The sequence below is a fragment of the Nocardia cyriacigeorgica genome (assembly GCF_005863245.1).
Lineage (GTDB): Bacteria > Actinomycetota > Actinomycetes > Mycobacteriales > Mycobacteriaceae > Nocardia > Nocardia cyriacigeorgica_C.
Map to the genome: position 1 here is coordinate 234,419 of NZ_VBUT01000003.1, position 19,938 is coordinate 254,356.

The 19,938-nt window shown below is 69.2% G+C and carries 17 protein-coding genes and 1 pseudogene; 11 read left to right on the top strand and 7 right to left on the bottom strand.

Annotated elements, in window-relative coordinates:
• Positions 1 to 15 precede the first annotated feature (15 nt).
• Positions 16 to 2,193 (bottom strand): RNA degradosome polyphosphate kinase, encoded by a 2,178-nt coding sequence (locus FEK34_RS07570; protein WP_138447149.1) that lies wholly within the window; start codon positions 2,191 to 2,193, stop codon positions 16 to 18.
• 72 nt (positions 2,194 to 2,265) lie between these two features.
• Entirely contained in the window at positions 2,266 to 2,961 is a 696-nt protein-coding gene (cofC, locus tag FEK34_RS07575; protein WP_138447150.1) for a 2-phospho-L-lactate guanylyltransferase, read from the bottom strand.
• A 31-nt stretch (positions 2,962 to 2,992) separates the two neighbouring features.
• Here cofC and FEK34_RS07580 point away from each other — a divergent pair, with 31 nt between their 5' ends.
• Genes FEK34_RS07580 through FEK34_RS07590 form a run of 3 tightly spaced genes read left to right on the top strand, consistent with a single transcriptional unit; the run spans position 2,993 to position 5,452 of the window.
• Positions 2,993 to 3,988 (top strand): NAD(P)H-dependent glycerol-3-phosphate dehydrogenase, encoded by a 996-nt coding sequence (locus tag FEK34_RS07580; protein ID WP_138447151.1) that lies wholly within the window; start codon positions 2,993 to 2,995, stop codon positions 3,986 to 3,988.
• A gap of 43 nt (positions 3,989 to 4,031) precedes the next feature.
• Positions 4,032 to 5,129, top strand: coding sequence for a D-alanine--D-alanine ligase family protein (locus tag FEK34_RS07585; protein WP_138447152.1), 1,098 nt, complete (start codon positions 4,032 to 4,034; stop codon positions 5,127 to 5,129).
• Positions 5,130 to 5,149: 20 nt separating this feature from the next.
• Positions 5,150 to 5,452: a DUF6191 domain-containing protein gene (locus tag FEK34_RS07590; protein ID WP_138447153.1), complete on the top strand. Its 303-nt coding sequence runs from the start codon at positions 5,150 to 5,152 to the stop codon at positions 5,450 to 5,452.
• A 9-nt stretch (positions 5,453 to 5,461) separates the two neighbouring features.
• Here FEK34_RS07590 and FEK34_RS07595 read toward each other — a convergent pair.
• Positions 5,462 to 6,028, bottom strand: a pseudogene (locus FEK34_RS07595) (DUF3515 domain-containing protein); the annotation flags it as partial.
• A gap of 473 nt (positions 6,029 to 6,501) precedes the next feature.
• On the opposite strand from FEK34_RS07595, the gene FEK34_RS07600 reads away from it, so the two are divergent.
• From FEK34_RS07600 to FEK34_RS07615, 4 genes are all read left to right on the top strand, one after another.
• Complete coding sequence (locus FEK34_RS07600) at positions 6,502 to 7,506, top strand: thiamine-phosphate kinase (RefSeq protein WP_138447155.1); 1,005 nt, start codon at positions 6,502 to 6,504, stop codon at positions 7,504 to 7,506.
• Between the two features lie 11 nt (positions 7,507 to 7,517).
• A complete protein-coding gene (locus FEK34_RS07605) occupies positions 7,518 to 8,201 on the top strand; it encodes a uracil-DNA glycosylase (protein WP_138447156.1) in 684 nt (227 codons plus the stop codon).
• A gap of 38 nt (positions 8,202 to 8,239) precedes the next feature.
• Entirely contained in the window at positions 8,240 to 8,479 is a 240-nt protein-coding gene (locus FEK34_RS07610; RefSeq protein WP_014352134.1) for a hypothetical protein, read from the top strand.
• 65 nt (positions 8,480 to 8,544) lie between these two features.
• Positions 8,545 to 9,408 carry an alpha/beta fold hydrolase gene (locus tag FEK34_RS07615; RefSeq protein ID WP_138447157.1) on the top strand — a complete coding sequence of 288 codons (864 nt, stop codon included), beginning with the start codon at positions 8,545 to 8,547 and terminating at the stop codon, positions 9,406 to 9,408.
• A 257-nt stretch (positions 9,409 to 9,665) separates the two neighbouring features.
• Here FEK34_RS07615 and FEK34_RS07620 read toward each other — a convergent pair whose 3' ends face one another.
• The 3 genes from FEK34_RS07620 to rpmB all read right to left on the bottom strand — a co-directional run bounded on the left by FEK34_RS07620 (position 9,666) and on the right by rpmB (position 11,268).
• A complete protein-coding gene (locus FEK34_RS07620) occupies positions 9,666 to 10,454 on the bottom strand; it encodes an enoyl-CoA hydratase/isomerase family protein (RefSeq protein WP_138447158.1) in 789 nt (262 codons plus the stop codon).
• A complete protein-coding gene (locus FEK34_RS07625; protein WP_138447159.1) occupies positions 10,424 to 10,969 on the bottom strand; it encodes a GNAT family N-acetyltransferase in 546 nt (181 codons plus the stop codon). Before FEK34_RS07625 ends, FEK34_RS07620 begins: the two co-directional genes overlap by 31 nt.
• A 107-nt stretch (positions 10,970 to 11,076) precedes the next feature.
• Positions 11,077 to 11,268: a 50S ribosomal protein L28 gene (gene rpmB, locus FEK34_RS07630; protein WP_011210730.1), complete on the bottom strand. Its 192-nt coding sequence runs from the start codon at positions 11,266 to 11,268 to the stop codon at positions 11,077 to 11,079.
• A 370-nt stretch (positions 11,269 to 11,638) separates the two neighbouring features.
• On the opposite strand from rpmB, the gene FEK34_RS07635 reads away from it, so the two are divergent.
• Together FEK34_RS07635 and recG are read left to right on the top strand one after the other, a co-directional pair.
• Positions 11,639 to 13,609 (top strand): DAK2 domain-containing protein, encoded by a 1,971-nt coding sequence (locus tag FEK34_RS07635; protein ID WP_138447516.1) that lies wholly within the window; start codon positions 11,639 to 11,641, stop codon positions 13,607 to 13,609.
• Positions 13,610 to 13,649: 40 nt separating this feature from the next.
• On the top strand, positions 13,650 to 15,926 hold the full coding sequence (gene recG, locus FEK34_RS07640; RefSeq protein WP_138447160.1) for an ATP-dependent DNA helicase RecG: 2,277 nt from the start codon (positions 13,650 to 13,652) through the stop codon (positions 15,924 to 15,926).
• Between the two features lie 6 nt (positions 15,927 to 15,932).
• Here recG and FEK34_RS07645 read toward each other — a convergent pair whose 3' ends face one another.
• Positions 15,933 to 17,354 carry a short-chain fatty acyl-CoA regulator family protein gene (locus FEK34_RS07645; protein ID WP_212748725.1) on the bottom strand — a complete coding sequence of 474 codons (1,422 nt, stop codon included), beginning with the start codon at positions 17,352 to 17,354 and terminating at the stop codon, positions 15,933 to 15,935.
• Positions 17,355 to 17,505: 151 nt separating this feature from the next.
• Between FEK34_RS07645 and prpD the strand changes: the two genes are divergently transcribed.
• A complete protein-coding gene (gene prpD / locus FEK34_RS07650; RefSeq protein ID WP_138447161.1) occupies positions 17,506 to 19,029 on the top strand; it encodes a 2-methylcitrate dehydratase PrpD in 1,524 nt (507 codons plus the stop codon).
• The gene (prpB, locus tag FEK34_RS07655) at positions 19,029 to 19,937 is read left to right on the top strand and encodes a methylisocitrate lyase (RefSeq protein ID WP_138447162.1); all 909 of its coding nucleotides are present in this window, start codon (positions 19,029 to 19,031) and stop codon (positions 19,935 to 19,937) included. The genes prpD and prpB overlap by 1 nt, the downstream gene beginning before the upstream one ends.
• Position 19,938 lies beyond the last annotated feature (1 nt).

Sequence of the window (19,938 nt, forward strand, 5' to 3'; positions counted from 1 at the left end):
AACCGGTCGTCGCGCTCACTGCTGATCCGGCCGCCGCAATCGCATCAGATACGCCTGGTGATCGCGGACCTGCGCGCCGTCGGCGCCGGTGCGCTCGGGCCACGCCTGCCAGCTGCCGTCCGGTTGCAGCACCCAGCACCTGGTCATCGGATCGAGCGCGGAATCGAATACCGAATCGAGCCGGTCACGCAGTTTCGGATCCTTCACCTGGGCCATGACTTCCACCCGGCGGTCCAGATTGCGGTGCATCATGTCGGCGCTGCCGATCCAGTACTCGTCCTGGGCCCGGAAATGCATGATCCGCGAATGCTCGAGGAACCGGCCGAGAATCGAACGCACCTCGATGTTGTCGCTCATTCCCGGCACGCCGGGGCGCAGCCCGCAGATTCCGCGCACCACCACCTGCACCGGCACCCCGGCCTGCGAGGCGCGATACAGCGCGTCGATGACCTGTTCGTCGACGATCGCATTGGCCTTCAGCCGGATTCGGCCCGGCTGCCCGCTCTGCGCCAGTTCGATCTCCCGCTGGATTCGCTCGATGATTCCGGCGCGCACGCCCGTCGGCGCGACGAGAATATTGCGGTAATCGGACTTGCGCGAATACCCGGTCAGCGAGTTGAACAGATCGGTGAGGTCGGCGCCGATTTCCGGTGCGGCAGTGAGTAATCCGACGTCTTCGTAGAGTCGCGCGGTCTTCGGGTTGTAGTTGCCGGTGCCGATATGGCAGTAGCGGCGGATGGTCGCACCTTCGCGGCGGACCACCAGGCAGGTCTTGCAATGGGTCTTGAGGCCGATGAGGCCGTAGACCACGTGCACGCCCGCCTGCTCCAGCGTCCTGGCCCATTTGATGTTGGCCTGCTCGTCGAAGCGGGCCTTGATCTCCACCAGCGCGACGACCTGCTTGCCCGCCTCGGCGGCGTCGATGAGCGCGTTGACGATCGGCGAATCGCCGGAGGTGCGGTAGAGGGTCTGCTTGATCGCCAGCACCTGCGGGTCGGCGGCGGCCTGCTCGATGAACCGCTGCACGCTGGTGGAGAACGAATCGTAGGGGTGATGCACCAGCACATCGCCTTCGCGGAGCGCGGCGAAGACGTTGCGCGGGGTCTCCCGCTCACCGAACGCGGGCGGGGTGGCGGGCACGTAGGGCGCGTCCTTGAGGCCGGGCCGGTCCACCCCGTACACCTGCCACAGGCACGACAGGTCCAGCAGTCCCGGCACCTGGATGACGTCGCCCGGGTCGACCTCCAATTCCCGCAGCAGCAGTTCGAGCATGTGCTCGGTCATGTCGTCGGAGACCTCGAGGCGCACCGGCGAACCGAACCGGCGCCGGGCCAGTTCCCGTTCCAGGGCTTGCAGCAGATCTTCGTCGCGGTCCTCGTCGACCTCGAAATCGGCGTTGCGGGTGATGCGGAACGAATGGTGCTCCACCACCCGCATCCCGGGAAACAGTTGGTCGAGGTGCGCGGCGATGAGCGCCTCCATCGGCAGGAACGCCGCGACCGCACCGGAACCGGAATCGGTGCGGCGCACCCGCACGAACCGGTCGACATTGTCGGGCACCTTGACGCGGGCGAAATGCTCACCGCCGGTGGTCGCGTCCTGCACCGTCACCGCGAGGTTGAGGCTCAGGCCGCTGATGTAGGGGAACGGGTGCGCCGGGTCCACCGCGAGCGGGGTGAGGACGGGGAACACCTGATCCTGGAAGTGCGCCGAGAGCCTGCGGCGTTCGGCCTCGTCGAGATCGGACCAGTCGATGATCGCGATGCCCTCGGCGGTGAGCGCGGGCAGCACGTCGTCGAGGAAGACGCGCGCGTGGCGGTCGGCGATCTCCTGGGCTCGTGCCGCGATCAGCTCCAGCTGTTCACTGGGGGAGCGGCCGTCGGCCGAACGCACCGAAAGCCCCGTCTCGGCACGGCGTTTGAGGCCCGCGACCCGGACCATGTAGAACTCGTCCAGGTTGGAGGCGAAGATGGCCAGGAATTTGGCGCGCTCCAGCAACGGCAGCGAGGCGTCCTCGGCGAGGGCCAGCACCCTGGCGTTGAAGTCCAGCCAGCTCAATTCGCGATTGAGGTAGCGATCGGCCGGCAACCGCTGGGCCGGCGAACCGGGCTGCAAGGGTGCCGCCGCCGGCGGTGGAGTGGGAAGCACCTGCTGCTGCTTGACGGTTTCGGTATCGCTCACGCCAACGATCATCCCTTACAAACCGGGCGGTGTGCAGCCTGACACCGTGATTGCCACGCGAATCACCCCGGCCGTGGCGACCGGCTAGCACACGTGCGGAACCGGGTCGTGAACACGACCGCACCAGCCGATGTCGTGCAGCACCGAGCGGGTCGCGGCACCGGTGCCGAGGGCGATCGCGCGGTCGAGATCGGCGGCGGTGTCGACGTCGAGGCGCAAGCCCGGCCAGTCGCCGTCGAGCCGCACCGCGCCCGCGGCGATATGCCGGTGCGCCGACCCGGGACCGAAGGCCGGATCCAGTGCCACCGCGGCGCGGGCCAGCAGCGCGGCGGTGCCGGTGCCCGCGTGATCGACCACGACCGAGCGGGCATCGCGGGGCGCGGTGGCGAGCATGCCGGCGAGTTCGTCCGGGCGCAGCGCGGGCAGATCCGCCTGCAACGCCAGCACATCGACCGGGCCGTGCCGGTGCCGCAGCTCGTCGGCCGCCGCGCGCAGGGCCGAGTTGAGCCCGTCGGGATCGCCGGGGCCGCCGGAGCCGGTCATGGGTTCGGGGTGCACGAGCGCACCGAGCCTGCCCGCCCGTTCGGCGACGGCCGGATCCGGGGTGACCACGGTGACCGAGGCAAGCTGCGCGACTGCCGTCGCCGTGCGCACGGTATCGGTGAACATGGCCAGCACCAGGCCCGCGCGCTCGCGCGGCGGCAGTCGATCGGCCAGGCGGGACTTGGCACGGTCGAGACTCTTCACCGCGATCACGGCGTGCACGGTGTGCGAACGCATAGCCCCGATCTTTCCATGGCATATTGGGCTGATGACGAGGGCGGCAGTGCTTGGTGCGGGATCGTGGGGAACCGCATTCGCGAAGGTGTTGGCGGACGCGGGATCGGAGGTCACCATCTGGGCGCGCCGATCAGAGGTGGCGCAGACGCTGAACACCGAACACCGCAACCCGGATTACCTGCCCGGAATCCAGCTGCCGCCGGTGCGGGCCACCGACGATTTCCAGCTCGCCCTCGACGGCGCCGAACTGGTCGTGCTCGCGGTGCCCTCGCAATCGCTGCGCGCCAATCTCGAGGTGTTCAAGCCCGCCATCGGCCCCGACACCACACTGCTGAGCCTGGCCAAGGGCATCGAGACCGGAACGCTGCTGCGGATGAGCCAGGTGATCTCCGAAGTCACCGGCGCCGAACCGAGCCGGGTCGCGGTGCTGTCGGGACCGAACCTGGCCAGGGAGATCGCCGCCGAGCAGCCCGCGGCCACCGTGGTGGCGTGCAGCGACGCCGATCGCGCGGTCGCTGTCCAGCAGGCCTGCGCCACCGGATACTTCCGGCCCTACACCAACACCGACGTCATCGGCTGCGAAATCGGCGGGGCCTGCAAGAACGTCATCGCGCTCGCCTGCGGTATCGCCGCCGGCATGGGATTGGGCGACAACTCCATCGCCAGCCTCATCACCAGGGGTCTGGCCGAGATCATCCGATTGGGCGTAGCTCTCGGTGCCGAACCGGTCACGCTGGCCGGGCTGGCCGGTGTCGGCGATCTGGTGGCAACCTGCACCTCGCCGCTGTCACGTAACCGCTCCTTCGGTCATGTGCTCGGGGAAGGCGGCTCGATGCAGGCCGCCCAGGAAGCGACTCATGGCCAGGTCGCGGAGGGTGTGAAGTCGTGCACATCGGTGCGGGCGCTGGCCGCGGCGCACGATGTGGAGATGCCGCTGACCAACGCCGTGCACCAGGTCTGTCATGAGGGAATGCCGGTACCGGAGGCGGTCGGCAAATTGCTGGGGCGGCGGATCAAACCGGAGTAGTCCGGCGCGTGTACCCGGCCCCGCAACGGGTACGGTTCCGTGCATGACGAACCGGATCAGGGTGGCTGTGGTGTTCGGCGGGCGCAGTAACGAGCACGCCGTGTCCTGTGTGTCGGCCGGCGCCGTGCTGCGCAACCTGGATCCGCAGCGCTATGAGGCCGTCCCGATCGGCATCACCCCCAACGGAACGTGGATGCTCGGTGGCGCCGACGTGGCCGCGCTCGGCTTCGGTGAGCACAGTCTGCCCCAGGTCGACGGCACCGGCACCGAACTGCTGCTGGCCACCGATCCGAGCCGGTCCGGCGATCTGATCCCGGTCGGCGATCCCGGTGCGGCCCTCGGCTCGGTGGATGTGGTGTTCCCGGTGCTGCACGGTCCGTTCGGTGAGGACGGCACGGTGCAGGGCATGCTCGAACTGGCGGGCATCCCGTACGTCGGTCCCGGTGTTCTGGCCAGTGCTGCTGGCATGGACAAGGAATTCACCAAGAAACTGCTGGCCGCCGAGGGCCTGCCGATCGGCACCCAGGTGGTGCTGCGCGCGCGTGACGTCACGGTGAGCGAGGCCGACCGGGAACGGCTCGGGCTGCCGGTCTTCGTCAAACCCGCGCGCGGTGGATCTTCCATCGGCATCACCAAGGTCACCGACTGGGCCGATCTGGATGCGGCCATCGCGGCCGCGCGCGCCCACGACCCGAAGGTGATCGTGGAAGCGGGCATCGTCGGCCGCGAAGTCGAATGCGGTGTCCTGGAATTCCCGGACGGGCGCATCGAAGCCAGCGTGATCGCCGAGATCCGGATGCCCGAGGTGGAGGCCGCGGCGCCGGAGTTCTACGACTTCGAGACCAAATACCTCGACGACGTCTGCGAATTCGACGTCCCCGCCAAACTCGACGACGCCGTCAGCGACGAGATCCGGGCGCTGGCGGTGCGAGCCTTCCGCGCACTGGACTGCCAGGGACTGGCGCGAGTCGACTTCTTCGTCACCGCCGACGGTCCGGTGATCAACGAGATCAACACCATGCCAGGATTCACCGCGATCTCGATGTACCCGCGCATGTGGGACGCCACCGGAATCGACTACCGCACGCTGGTATCCACGCTCATCGAGACGGCGCTGGCACGCGGCACCGGACTGCGCTGAGCGCGCGTACCCTCGGTCCCATGCTGATGGCCATGACCATCCCGGGACTCGCCCTGCTCATCATCGCGGTCGCTTTCGGCGATGTGATGTACCGGCGGATCACCGGCCGAACGGCCCTGCCGTGGATGCGTGGTGACGACGAGGGACGCAGTGCGGGCGCCATCGGACTGGAACAATTCGACGCGGTATTCGCCGCGGGTCGGCAACACCAATTCGAACAGCAGCAGATGGTGCTCATGTACCGGGAAGACGCGGGCGAGGGCGCACCCGGCGACGTCGGCGTCGATCTGCGATCCGGAAAAGCGACGCTGCGCAAGGACTGAGCGGGCGGCTCAGTTGGGTAGCGGACCCGGATCCAGCGGCTGGGCGGGCAGATTCGCGGTGATGGTGTCGGACACTTCCTGCAACGGGGTCGGTCCCGAACCACCGGGAATCGTCAGCGCGATGTAGGTGGCGCGGTCGACGGCGAACCACGTGCTGGCATCGGCATCCGGATCCGGGATCTCGAACCACTGCACCCCGTTCACCATCTGGATGGGGGAGGCGCGATTGAACTCCAGCGGCCGATCCAATCCGCAGCGCAGCACGATCGGCTCACCGCCGTCGGGGTGCTGCCAGGCGCGGGTGGCAGGAGGTGCGGGCTCGACGAGCGTGGACTTCGTGAAATCGCCCAGGTCGGCGGGCAGCGCTGGCAGCAGCGTGGCGCACGCTTCGCTGTCGGCGGCGGGCGCCGGAACCGGGCCCAGCACCAGCGGTTCGCGATCGACGGGCATATTGCGGGCCATGATCGCGGCGACCAGGACCGCGATCACCAGAGCCACCGGGAGGGCGACGGCGGTCGCGATGAGGGCGGGCGGATAGCCGGAGCCGCGTGATTCGGCAGCCGGTTCGTCGGTGTCGGACCCGGACGCATCCGACCCGGCGGTGCCGTCGCCCGTGCGTGGTTCGCCGGCTGTGGACTCGTCGGCCGGTGCAGGCTTGTCGGTGGTGGGGGACTTCTCAGCAGACGCCGAGTCATCGGCGGTTACCGATTCATCAGCCGAGGTCGACGCGCCCGCGTCCGCCGTGGTGGCCTGTTCGCTCCCGCCGGATTCGGCAGACGCAGCCGATGCGCCGGTGTCTTCGGGCGATTCGGGTGAATCGTGGTCCGGCGTGCTCGCCATGCGCGCACCGATCCTTCCTGGTCTCACTGCTGGTAGCCGACTGTGCCGCCATCGGTCCGGCCGTTCGCGGCGCCGCCCCGGCGATCCGGGCAGGCCGCGATACCGGGCGGTAACCCGACGGCCCGTGCACAGGGTACCGTCGGGGCGAATCCGCTTCGGCGGCGCGCCCGCGTCGACCAGCGCGGATCCGCAGACGGAAAGGGCAGGCCATCAGTAGCAGCACGCAGCCGCGGACCGTGGCCGAACTCGGCGAGTTCGCGCTGATCGAGCGCATCAACTCCGGACGCACCCAGACGCCCGCGGTACTGCTCGGCCCCGGTGACGACGCCGCGCTGCTGGCCGCACCCGGTGGCCGGTTCGTGGTCACCACCGACATGCTGGTGCAGGATCGCCATTTCCGGCTGGACTGGTCGAGCCCCTACGAGATAGGCCGGAAGGCCATCGCCCAGAACGCCGCCGATGTGGTCGCGATGGGGGCGGTGCCGACCGGCTTCGTCGTCGCGCTGGGATGCCCGGGCGAAACACCGGTCGCGGTGATCGACGGCCTGGCCGACGGTCTGTGGGCCGAAGCGGCCGTCAGCGGCGGGTCCATCGCCGGCGGTGACCTGGTGCGCGATACGCATCTGGTGCTCTCGGTGACAGCATTCGGTGATCCGATCGGGCCGCAGCCGGTGCTGCGCAGTGGTGCGCGGGCCGGCGATGTGATCGCGGTGGCCGGGCGGCTGGGCTGGTCGGCGGCGGGACTCGCGGCGCTGAGCGCGGGATCGGGGGAGCGCACGGAATTCGCTGATGCCGTTGCCGCACATCGGGTTCCGAGCCCGCCGTATCGGGCGGTGCTCGACGCGATGACGGCGGGGCTCGCCCCGCACGCACTCACCGACGTCTCGGACGGCCTGTTGGCCGACCTCGGCCACATCGCCACCGCCTCCGACATCGCCATCGACCTCGACGGTGGCGCGCTCATCGACGGCTATCTGGAAGAACTCGCAGAAGCGCTGGATGCCGATGCGGCCCAATGGATTCTGACCGGCGGGGAGGACCACGCCTTCGCCGCCGCCTGGCCCGCCGGGACGGCACTGCCCGCGGGCTGGACCAGAATCGGCGTGGTCGGCGCTGGTCAGGGCGTCACCGTCGACGGTGTGCGCCCGGCCGGGCGAGGTGGCTGGGAATCGTTCGCCGGGGCGGACTCGGCGCAGCGGCCCGGATCGCGATAGGTTGTCCGGTCATGGGCGCGAAACCACTGTCGGAAATCGTGGATCCGGGTTGGGCGAAGGCACTGGAACCGGTGTCGGATCAGATCTCCGCCATGGGCGATTTCCTGCGCGCGGAGAACGCCGCCGGACGCGGCTACCTGCCCGCGGGTGAGAACGTGCTGCGCGCCTTCCAGCGCCCGTTCGACGCGGTGCGGGTGCTGATCGTCGGCCAGGACCCCTATCCCACGCCAGGGCATCCGATGGGTCTGAGTTTCTCCGTCGCGCCGGATGTCTCGCCGATCCCGCGCAGCCTGGCCAACATCTTCGCCGAGTACAGCAAGGATCTCGGCCATCCGACACCCAAGTGTGGTGATCTGAGCCCCTGGTCGGATCGGGGTGTGCTGCTGCTGAACAGAGTGCTGACGGTCTCGCCCGGCCAGCCGGCCTCGCATCGCGGCAAGGGGTGGGAAATCGTCACCGAGCAGGCCATCCGCGCGCTCGTCGCGCGAGACGAGCCGCTGGTGGCGATCCTGTGGGGCCGCGATGCCCAGACCTTGAAGCCCGCCCTGGCCGAGGCCGAGGTGCCCTATATCGAATCCGCGCACCCCTCGCCGTTGTCGGCGTCGCGCGGCTTCTTCGGTTCCCGCCCGTTCTCGCGGGTGAACGAGCTGCTCGACGAGTTGGGAGCCGAACCGGTGGATTGGCGTCTGCCCTGAACCGGGCGTCGATAGGAAACAAGTGAGGAGCTAAAGACATGCAGACCAGAACCGTCCGGAGCGTCGTACGCGGCACCACCGCCACCCTGGCCGTCGGTGCCGCGCTCGCCGCCGGTGCGGCCAGTGCCGGTGCGGCGCCGCTGGCGCTGGAACCGGCCACCGAGACCAGCACCGCGCCGGTCTCCGAGCAGTACACCTCGTCCGGATCGTCCACCATTTCGGCGACGGTGCACGCGAAGTTCGCCTGCGTGATCTTCACCGGAACGTTGGGCTGCTGAAACCCGTTCCAGAAATCCTGGGGGTTCGTTCCGGTGCCGCGAGGCGGCTGTGCGATCCTCAGATCGTGAGTAGTGCGAACAATCTCGTCGATCCCGTCCGGCTGCGCTTGCGCGGTTCGGGCGGGATCGAACTCGCTGCCGACCAGTACGGGCCCGCCGACGGCCCGCTCGTGGTGTTCCTGCACGGCGGCGGGCAGACCCGGCACTCGTGGAAGCAGACCGGCGCCAAGCTGGCCGCCACCGGGATGCGGGTGGTCACTCTCGACGCGCGTGGGCACGGCGACAGTCAATGGTCGGCCGAGCGCGATTACAAGCGCGAAACCATGGTCGAGGATCTGATCGAGGTACTCGGCCAACTCGGCGGTCCGGCCGTGGTGGTCGGAGCCAGCATGGGCGGAGTCACCGGACTGCTGGCCACCGCGGTGCCAGGCGGCGAGCAGATCAGCGCGCTCGTGCTGGTCGATATCGTCACCCGCCCCGAGCCCGAGGGCGTGCAGCGGGTGCTGGACTTCCTCGGCAAGCACCGCGACGGGTTCGACAGCCTGGACGAGGTGGCCGACGCGGTCGCCGAGTACATGCCGCACCGTCCGCGTCCCGACAACGTCGACGGCCTGCGCCGCAATCTGCGTCAGCGCGACGGCCGCTGGTACTGGCATTGGGATCCGGACATGCTCGCCGATCGCGCCGAGGACCCGTCCGAGATCACCGGCCGGATGGAAGAAGTTGCCCGCACGCTCACCATTCCGGTGCTGCTGGTGCGCGGATTGCAATCGGATGTGGTCAGCGCCGAAGGGGCGGCGGCGTTCCAGGAACTGGTGCCGCATGCGCGGATCGTGGAGATCGGCGGGGCCGCCCACACCGCGGCCGGCGACGACAACGACGCCTTCACCGACGCCGTCGCCGAATTCATCCTCACGCTCGGCGACTGAATCTCGGTCCTGCGCATCCCGTTCGGCCAACTGGCTGGTCTGTACCTGGTGGACATCGGGCGCAGTAGTGTTCCCGGCTGCCCGAGCGCAGGCTCTCCCGGCAGGCGGTGGTGCTGGTGCGCACGCCGGCGGGCCGGCGGATCACCGCCATTCACAACGGTCGGGTGCGTCCGGCATCCGTGCCGGAACCGGACGCTTTCCCGTCGAAGATGGCCTAAAGAGGGGTGCTGGGCCGGGCCGCTCCGGTGTAGATCGGGCTAGGCGAGCCCGCGGTAGTCCGGTGCGCGTTTGCCGACGAAAGCGTCGACCCCCTCGCGCCCGGCCGGGGTGCCCGCGGCGGCCGAGATGGCGTCGCGCTCGTCGTCGAGCTGCTCACTCAACGTCGCCGTGGTGGAGCGGTGCAGCAGGGTCTTGATGCTCGCGTAGGTGCTGCGCGGGCCGTTGGCCAGCGACGTGGCCAGCGCCAGCGCTTCGTCGCGGACGGATTCGTCGGCGACCAGGCGGCTGAGGATGCCAAGGCGCACGGCTTCCTCGGCGTCCAGGATCGCGTCGGTGAGCAGGATTTCGCGGGCCCGGCCGCTGCCGACGATGCGGGGCAGCGTCCAGGACATGCCGCCGTCGGGGCTGAGGCCGACGCCGGGGTAGGCGGGCCGCAGCTTGGTCGACGGTCCACCGAGGGCGATGTCGGTGGCGCACACCAGGCTCATGCCGGCCCCCGCCGCCCAGCCCTGCACGCCCGCCACCACCGGGACGGTGGTCGCGTCCAGCGCGCGCACGAACTGGTGCAGCCGGTCGGCGAGGTCGTACAGGTGGGCCGAGCGGTCATCGGCGGCGGCGAAACCGCGGACGTTGCCGCCGGCGCAGAAGTTCGCGCCGGTGCCCGTCAGCAGGACGGCCCCCACCTGGGGATCGAGTTCGCGCAGGGCCGCGGTGCCCGCGTCGACACCGGTGAAATCCAGTGAGGTGCCGTTGGCGGCGGTGGCAATGGTGATCTGCAGGACGCCGTCGACGGTGCTCACGTACTCGGCTTGTTCGGTGGTGGCCATGGCCACGACCCTATCGCGCCCTCCGGACGCACCATCCGCAGCTCGGTGACGGCGGCGAAATACTCGGTACGGGTGGCGCCGTCGGGGGTGAAACCGTACTTGCGGTAGAAGGCGATGGCGCGCGGGTTCTGTTCGAACACCCACAGCGAGCAGGGGATGTCCGGGTTGAGCGTGGTCTGCACCAGGTCGTCGGCGACGCCGGATCCGTACCACGGTGAGCGCACGTAGAGCGCGTTCAGCTCGAGCGGCGTCACCACCGGGCGGTACACCGACGGGCCGAGGGTGATGAACCCGATGACGGTGTCGTCGGCGATGGCGACGGTGGTGCGGCCCGGGTACTCGTTCAACCTGCGGGTCCAGATGTCGGTGCGTTGACCGATGTCGAAGGCGTCGAGCACATGGTCGGGGACCAGCCCGCGGTAGGCCTCGCGCCAGCACACGATGTGGCATTCCGCGAGTCCGCGGGCATGCTCGGCGGCCGCGGGCACGATGCGGTAGGGGCGCGGGGCGGTCATGTCCCCATTCTGTCCCGGATCCGGACGGGTCCGGACATGGCCGCGCCCCGGATCACCGAAAGGTGCCGGGGCGCGGTGCTGTACTTATAGGTGGTGCGTCGGGCGGATCAGCCGCGAACGACCTTGCCTGCCTTCAGGCAGGAGGTGCAGACGTTCATCCGGCGGGTGTTGCCCGGCGCGACCTGCGCACGCACGGTCTGGATGTTCGGGTTCCAGCGACGGTTGGTGCGCCGGTGCGAGTGCGAGACCGACTTCCCGAAGCCGGGGCCCTTGGCGCAGACGTCGCAGACGGCAGCCATAGTCGCGAACTCCTTCATGTCATAGGGGGACCGCTGCACACAACACAGCATGTCCGGAAACAATGTCGTAGTGCCCTGCCGGAATGAACCGGCGAGCGCAAGCCGAAGCGGCCGCGCGAGGCAACCCTGCAAGATTAACCGCCCGCCCCGCGATCCACCAAACCGGCCGCCGTCGCCGCACCGATCGGGTGCTGTGCGCCACACCGGGGCGTGCTCGCCGGCAGCCGCGGCGATGTCGGCCGATCCGGCTAATCTGGCCAGCAGTGGTGTCGGGTGTCGAGGTGGCCAGAGGAGGAGCGCGGTGCCGGAATCGTGGGAGGCGAGCGGTTACGCGGCCCTGCGGCCGGAGGCGCTCAACGGCACGGCGCTGATGCGCTGGGGCCGGCTGTGCCTGGACGAGCTGGCCAACCGGCGCGAGGAGATCAACGCCCTCAACGTCTTCCCGGTCGCCGACGCCGACACCGGTACCAATCTGCTGGCCACCATGCGCGCGGCCGTCTCGTGCGCCGAGGTGGCGGTGTTGTCCGCGCACGGCGGGGCGTTCCCGGGGGGAAACGGGCAACCGCACGCGTGGAGCCATGATCAGGAACCGGGTGCCGACATCCCGGCTGCCCAGAGTCTGTGGCGCGAGGTGGTCGACGCCGTGCGGACCAGGGCGGGCGTCGGCGGATCGGACGGCTCGCCGAACGGCTCGGCGGCGACAGGGGAGCGAGCTGGGCCGGTAGCGGGCAAGCCGGGCGCGCTCGACCCCGACGGTGCGGTTCCGGCTGCGCTGGTGGCGGCCGCGATGGCGCGTGGAGCGACCTCGGGTGCGCGCGGGAATTCCGGAATCATTCTCTCCCAGGTGCTGCGCGGGATCGCGGAGGCGACCCGTGGCGCCCCACTCGACGCGGGCACCATGCGATCAGCGTTGGATCGGGCCGCGGTGCTGGTGCGGGAGGCGCTGAGCGTCCCGGTGGAAGGCACGATTCTCACGGTGCTCGAGCGCGCGGCCGCAGCGGCTGCCGAGTGCGCGGACCCCGACTTGGCCGAGGTCGTGCGCGCGGCCGCCGACGGTGCGACCGAGGCGCTCGGCGAGACCACCGCCCAGTTGACGGTGCTGCGATCGGCCGGTGTGGTCGACGCGGGCGCGCGGGGACTGGTGGTGCTGCTGGACGGTCTGGTCGAGGTAGTGACCGGCGAACGGCCCGAGCGGCCGGTGTACCGGCCGGCCGGGGATTCGCCGCAGCGGCGACCGGAGGCGGTGCCGTCGCCACCGGCTCGGTACGAGGTGATGTACCGGCTCGACGACTCGGATCCGGACCGGATCTCGGCGCTGCGGTACCGGCTGACCGAGCTGGGGGATTCGGTGGTGGTCGTCGGCGACGGGGCGGACAGCTGGTCGGCGCATGTGCACTGTGTCGACGCCGGTGCCGCCATCGAGGCCGGGATCGCGGCGGGAACACTCAGCGGGGTACGGATCGAGTCGTTCGCGTCCGACGCCGACGACGAGCGCGGTGACCTGCGCGCACCCGGATGTACGGGGCACAGCGAGCCCGAGATCGGCGATCTCGACGGTCGAGTGCCTGGCGAGGCGGCTGCCGAGGGCTCCGGGGCCGGGCGCGATGGTGAGACATCCGGTGCGGGACTTCCTGATTCGTCACCCGTAGACAGCGCGAGCGAGTCCGGTGGACGATCCGAGCCCGCCGACCGCGCGATCGTGGCCGTCGCGGCCGGGTCCGGTGCCATGGCGTTGTTCCGGGATGCGGGTGCGGAGGTGGTTCCCGGCGAACCGGCTGTCACCACGGCCGCGCTGCTCGCCGCGATCCGGCGGCTGCCGCACCGGGAGGTGCTGGTGCTGCCCAACGGCGCGCTGCCGGCGCAGGAATTGGTCGCCGTCGGTGTGGCCGCCCGCGACGACCACCGTGACGTGCTGCTGCTGCCCAGCGGCTCCATGGTGCAGGGGCTGGCCGCGCTGGCCGTGCACGACGCAGGCCGGATCGCCGTCGACGACGCGTTCGCCATGTCCGAGGCGGCCGCCGCGACCAGGTGGGGTTCGCTGCGTGCGGCCACCGAGCGCGCGCTGACCATGGTCGGCACCTGCGAACCCGGCGACGGCCTCGGGCTGGTCGGCCATGACGTCATCGTCATCGACCGTGACGTGCGTGCCGCCGGGCAGACGCTGCTGGATCGGATGCTCGGGCTCGGTGGGGAATTGGTCACCCTGCTGGTCGGGGCGGCGGCGCCGGAGGGGCTGGCGCAGGAGCTGTCCGACCATGTCGCCGCGGGCTTTCCGGGGGTGGAGATCATGGTGTATTCCGGGGGCCAGCATGCCGATCTGATCCAGATCGGAGTCGAATGACGATGCGCGGCACGAAGCAGGCGACGGCGGGAACGAGGTCATGGCAACACTGAGCGATCGGCTCGACCATCTACTCGGCGTGAAAGCGGCGGCGTCGCTGGCCGACGCGTTCGATATGCACACCGTCGAGGATCTGCTGCGGCATTACCCGCTGCGCTACGCCACCCAGGGGCAGCCGCTCACCGAGGACGAGCCCGAGGACGGCTCGCACATCACTGTCATCGGCCGGGTGACCAAGGCCGAACTCAAACCGATGCGCCAGCGGCGCGGGTCCCTGCTCAAGGTGGTGCTCGATACCGGAACGGGCAAGGGCGTCGACGTCACCTTCTTCAACGGTGACAAGGTGAAATACGTGGTCCGCGAGGGCGTGCGGGCGATGATGTCGGGCACGGTGAACTACTGGCGGCCCGGGCAGTGGAATCTGAGCCATCCCGGTTACCTGATCCTGCCCGAGGGCGCCGACGACGAGACGCCGACCCTCACCACCGTGCGCGGCGGCGGCGACCTGCGTGGCATCGCGCAGAGCGCCAAAGACGCGGGTGGAGTGGACATGTCGTTCTTCGAACGCGAATTCATCCCCGTCTACCCGGCCACGGCCAAGGTGCAGAGCTGGGAGATCCTGGCCTGTGTGCGGCAGGTGCTCGATCAGCTCGACCCGATCGATGATCCACTGCCGCAACATGTTCGGGACGAGCATCAGCTGATGGCGGTCTCCGACGCGTTGCGGCTGATCCACCTGCCCGAGCACAAGCTCGATATCGAACAGGCGAAGCAGCGGCTGCGTTTCGACGAGGCCCTCGCGTTGCAGTTGGTGCTCGCCGAACGCAGGCACGAGGTCTCCGCCCGGACCGCGAAGCCGTGCCCGCCGCGCACCGACGGCATCGCGGCCGCCTTCGACCAGCGGTTGCCGTTCGAGCTCACCGCCGGGCAGCGGCAGGTGATCGACGAGATCTCCGCCGACCTGTCCCGCGAACAGCCGATGCATCGGCTGCTGCAAGGTGAGGTCGGCTCCGGTAAGACCATCGTCGCGCTGCACGCGATGCTGCAGGTGATCGACGCCGCGCAGCAGTGCGCGCTGCTCGCACCCACCGAAGTGCTGGCCGCGCAACACTATCGGTCGCTGCGCGGGATGCTCGGTGAACTCGGGCAGGCGGGCGAACTCGGCGCCGCCGAGAACGCCACCCAGGTGACGCTGGTGACCGGGTCCATGTCCGCGGGCGCCAAACGCGCGGCGCTGCTGGCCGCGGTCACCGGTGAGGCAGGCATCGTGATCGGCACCCACGCCCTGATCCAGGACGCGGTGGAGTTCTTCGATCTGGGGATGGTCGTCGTCGACGAACAGCACCGTTTCGGCGTGGAACAGCGAGACGCGTTGCGCGCGAAGGCCAAGGCCGGCTCCACACCGCATCTGCTGGTGATGACCGCGACCCCGATTCCACGCACCATCGCCATGACCACCCTCGGCGATCTGGAGACCTCCACGCTGACCGAGCTGCCGCGCGGCCGCTCACCGATCACCTCGAAAGTGGTACCGCGCCGGGTGCATCCGAACTGGGTCGACCGGGCCTGGGAGCGGATCACCGAGGAGGTGCGCGAGGGCAGGCAGGCGTATGTGGTGTGCTCGCGCATCGGCGACGACGAGGACGGCAACGGCGGCGGCAAATCGCGCAACGGCAAGTCCGAGCCCGAAGGCAAAGAGGGGCCGACTACGCAGGCCGTGCTCGACGTCTTCGATCAGCTGCGCACCGGTCCGCTGTCCGAGCTGCGGGTGGGGTTGCTGCACGGGCGCCTGCCATCGGATGACAAGGACCAGGTGATGCGCGAGTTCAACGAGGGCAGCATCGATGTGCTGGTGTGCACCACCGTGGTCGAGGTCGGTGTGGACGTGCCGAATGCCACGGTGATGGTGATCGTCGATGCCGACCGGTTCGGCGTCAGCCAGCTGCATCAGTTGCGCGGGCGGATCGGCCGCGGCAAGCATCCGGGTTTGTGTCTGCTGGTCACCGACGCCGCCCCGGGCGGTCCGGCGATGACCCGGCTGGAGGCGGTCGCCGCGACCACCGACGGGTTCGAGCTGGCAGTCCTCGATCTGCGCCAACGCCGCGAAGGCGATGTGCTCGGCTCGGCGCAGTCGGGTACGGCACGATCGCTGCGACTGCTGTCGCTGCTCGACGACCTCGAAGTGATCACCGCGGCACAGCAACTCGCGCGTGAACTGGTCGAGCAGGACCCGGGCCTGACCCACCACCCGGGTCTGGCGGCGATGATGCACGCCGCCGTCGACTCCGAACGCCTGGAGTACCTGGCCAAGTCCTGATCGCGGTCAGGCCCGCACCCGCGGGTACGGCAGATCGGCCGACACCTCCTCGGTGACCGCCAGCGGGCTGCCGATCTGCGGGAACGCCCGTTGTGGGCAGGCGGGCCGGTCGCAGACCTTGCAGCCGGCGCCGATCGGCACGGCGTTGGCCGGATCGTCGAGTTGGATGCCTTTGGAATACACCAGCCGGTCGGCGTATTCGATATCGCAGCCGAGGCCTATGGCGAAGTTCTTGGCCATGGTGCCGAATCCCTGCGGCGCCATCATCGCGGTGCGCGCGATCCAGAAGTAGCGCCGCCCGTCGGGCATTTCGGAGACCTGGGTGAGGATGCGGCCGGGATGGGCGAACGCCTCGTGCACCACCCACAGCGGACAGCTTCCGCCGACCCGGGAGAAGTGGAAGGCGGTGGCGGACTGGCGTTTCGAGATATTGCCCGCCCGGTCGGTGCGCACGAAGAAGAACGGTACGCCGCGCTGACCCTGGCGTTGCAGGGTGCTCAGCCGATGGCAGATGGTTTCGAAGCCGACCTCGAAACGCAGGCCGAGCAGGTCGATGTCGTAGCGCAGCTCCTCCGCCGACCGCAGGAACCGACCGTACGGCAGGACCAGCGCACCGGCGAAGTAGTTGGCCAGCCCGATCCGTGCCAGCGTGCGCGATTCACCGACCAGCGACGGCGCCTCGCCGAGCACCGCGTCGAGTTCCTGTCCGTAGAGCAGGAAGGCCAGGGTGGTCGCGATCTGGAACGCACGCTGCCCCGGCCGCAACCGGCGGGCCAAGGTGAGAGTGCGGCTGTCGGGGTCGTAGCGGCGCTTCGGGACCGAGGAATCGGCGCCGTCGCCGCGCACCAGCACCGTCACACCAGCCCGCTCTTCGGCCACCCTGGCCAGTTGCCGGTCCAGCGACCCGATCGACAGCCCGCATTCGTCGAACAGTCGTTCCGCGGCCAGATCCAGGCGGCCGATGTGGTTGTGATGGTCGTAGAAGAAGTCGCGCACATCCTCGTAGGGCGCGGGCATGCCGGCCGCGCCCGCCGGCGCCGCGACCCGCGCCGAGAACAGATCGAGCTGGTCGGTGGCGGTGCGCAACCGCCGGTGCATGGCCACCACCAGGCGCGCGATCTCCGGCTGCCGGGTGGCCAGCTCCTCGATCTCGGTCAGCGGCGCGCTCTCGCCGCCCGCCGCGTCGACGAGGACCTCGTGCAGATCCGACACCAGCCTGGCATCGGAATCGGCGGCGAAGAACTGCACATCGAGGTCGAAGGTGGAGTTCAGCTTGAGCAGGACCGGGATGGTGAGCGGGCGTTGGTCGCGCTCGAGCTGATTGAGATAGGAGGGCGAGAGGTCGAGCGCTTTCGCGAGCGCGGCCTGGGTCATGCGCCGCTCTTCGCGCAACCGTCGCAGCCGGGCCCCGGCGTACATCTTCCGCACGGCGAGCGATCGTACCCCCGGTTCTTCGCAAACATCGCAAAAACGCCGGTTGTTACCCACAAAAATCCACGCGTGCAAGATGTTTTGCGCTAGGCGTGCGCTGCGTAGCGTGCGAAGTATCGGTAGAGAACACCCACAGTGCGGAGGACGCATGAAGACCCACATCGTACGTGCCCGCGGAGCCGCGGAAGACTTCCCGCGGGCCGAGCATCTGGCCACCAAGATCGCCGAGGTCGCCACCGATCCGGTCGAGGTGACCGACGCGGTGCGGGAGATGATCGTCAACCGGATCATCGACAATGCCGCGGTGGCGGCGGCGTCACTGGTGCGCAGGCCGGTGGCCGCGGCCCGGGCGCAGGCCCTGGCGGCGGGCTGTCTGCCGCGGGCCGGACGTGCGGGAGCCACGGTGTTCGGGCTGCCGACGGAGCGAGTGGTATCGCCGGAGTGGGCGGCGTGGGCCAATGGCGTCGCGGTGCGCGAACTCGATTTCCACGACACCTTTCTGGCCGCCGAGTACTCCCATCCGGGCGACAACATTCCGCCGATTCTGGCCGTGGCCCAGCACACCGGCCGCAGCGGCGCCGAGCTGATCCGCGGGCTGGCTACCGGATACGAGATCCAGATGGATCTGGTGCGCGGTATCTGCCTGCACGAGCACAAGATCGACCATGTCGCCCATCTGGGACCGTCCGTCGCCGCCGGTCTCGGCACCCTGCTCGGCCTGGACGGCGAGACGATCTACCAGGCCATCGGCCAGGCGTTGCACACCACGACCGCCACCCGGCAATCCCGCAAGGGCGAGATCTCGAGTTGGAAGGCGTACGCGCCGGCCTTCGCCGGGAAGATGGGTATCGAAGCGGTCGATCGCGCGATGCGCGGGGAGGGTGCGCCGTCGCCGATCTGGGAGGGCGCCGACGGCGTGATCGCCTGGCTGCTCGGCGGGCCCGATGCCGAGTACGAGGTCCCGCTGCCCGGTCCCGGCGAGCCGAAACTCGCCATCCTGGACAGCTACACCAAGGAGCATTCGGCCGAGTACCAGAGCCAGGCGCCGATCGATCTTGCTCGCCGGATGCGTTCACGGATCGGCGATCTCGATCAAATCGCTTCGATCGTGCTGCACACCAGCCACCACACCCATGTCGTGATCGGCACCGGATCCGGCGATCCGCAGAAGTTCGATCCGCACGCCAGCCGGGAAACCCTCGACCACTCGGTGCCCTATATCTTCGCGGTCGCCTTGCAGGACGGCAGCTGGCATCACGAGCGCTCGTACGCGCCCGAACGGGCACAGCGGCCCGACACCATCGCGCTGTGGCGCAAGATCTCCACGGTCGAGGATCCGGAATGGACCCGGCGCTACCACTCCAGCGATCCTGGCGAGAAGGCCTTCGGCGCCAGGGCCGTGGTGACGTTGAAGAGTGGCGAGACCATCACCGATGAACTGGCCGTCGCCGACGCCCACCCGCTGGGGGCGCGGCCGTTCGCCCGTGAGCAGTACATCGAGAAGTTCACGATCCTGACCGAGGGCGTGCTGGATGACGCCGAACAGCGCCGCTTCCTCGACGTCGCGCAACGGGCACCCGAACTGGCCGCCGGCGAACTCGACCAGCTCACCTTCACCGTGTCCGAACAGGTGCTCGCCGCCGCACCCGCGATCCCCGAGGGCGTGTTCTGATGACGGGCCTGCTCGCGGCCGCCACCGGTGCGGCCGAGAAGCGGATCGCGTTGCGGGACGGGCTGGCCTCTGACCGGATTCTGCGGCTGCCTGGCGCGTTCAACCCGCTGGTGGCGAAGCTGATCCAGGAATTGGGGTTCGAGGGTGTCTATGTGTCGGGTGCGGTGGTTTCGGCCGAGCTGGGGCTGCCCGATATCGGGTTGACCACGCTGACGGAGGTGGCCGAGCGTGGCTGCCAGATCGCGCGCGTGACCGATCTGCCGGTGTTGATCGATGCCGACACCGGATTCGGTGAACCGATGAATGCCGCGCGCACCGTCACGCTGCTCGAAGACGCCGGGCTGGCGGCCTGCCATATCGAAGACCAGGTGAACCCGAAGCGTTGCGGGCATCTCGACGGCAAGGCTGTGGTCGACCGCGACGCGATGGTGCGCAGGCTGCGGGCCGCGGTCTCGGCGCGCCGGGATCCGAACTTCGTCATCTGCGCTCGCACCGACGCCAGGGCTGTCGAGGGGCTGGACGCGGCCATCGACCGGGCCAAAGCCTATGCCGACGCGGGCGCGGACCTGATCTTCACCGAGGCGCTGGCCGGCGAGAGCGAGTTCGCGAAATTCCGTGCGGCGGTGGATGTGCCGCTGCTGGCCAATATGACCGAATTCGGCAAATCGCAGCTGATCTCGGCGGGAACACTCGAGGCGATCGGCTTCGACGCCGTGATCTATCCGGTGACAACTCTGCGGCTGGCGATGTTCGCTGTCGAACACGGCCTGCGTGAAATTGACTCCGCCGGAACGCAAACCGGTCTGCTCGATGTCATGCAGCACCGATCGCGGCTATACGAACTGCTGGAGTACCAGCGCTACAACGACTTCGATTCCGGAATCTTCAATTTCACCGTGAGTGAGTGAT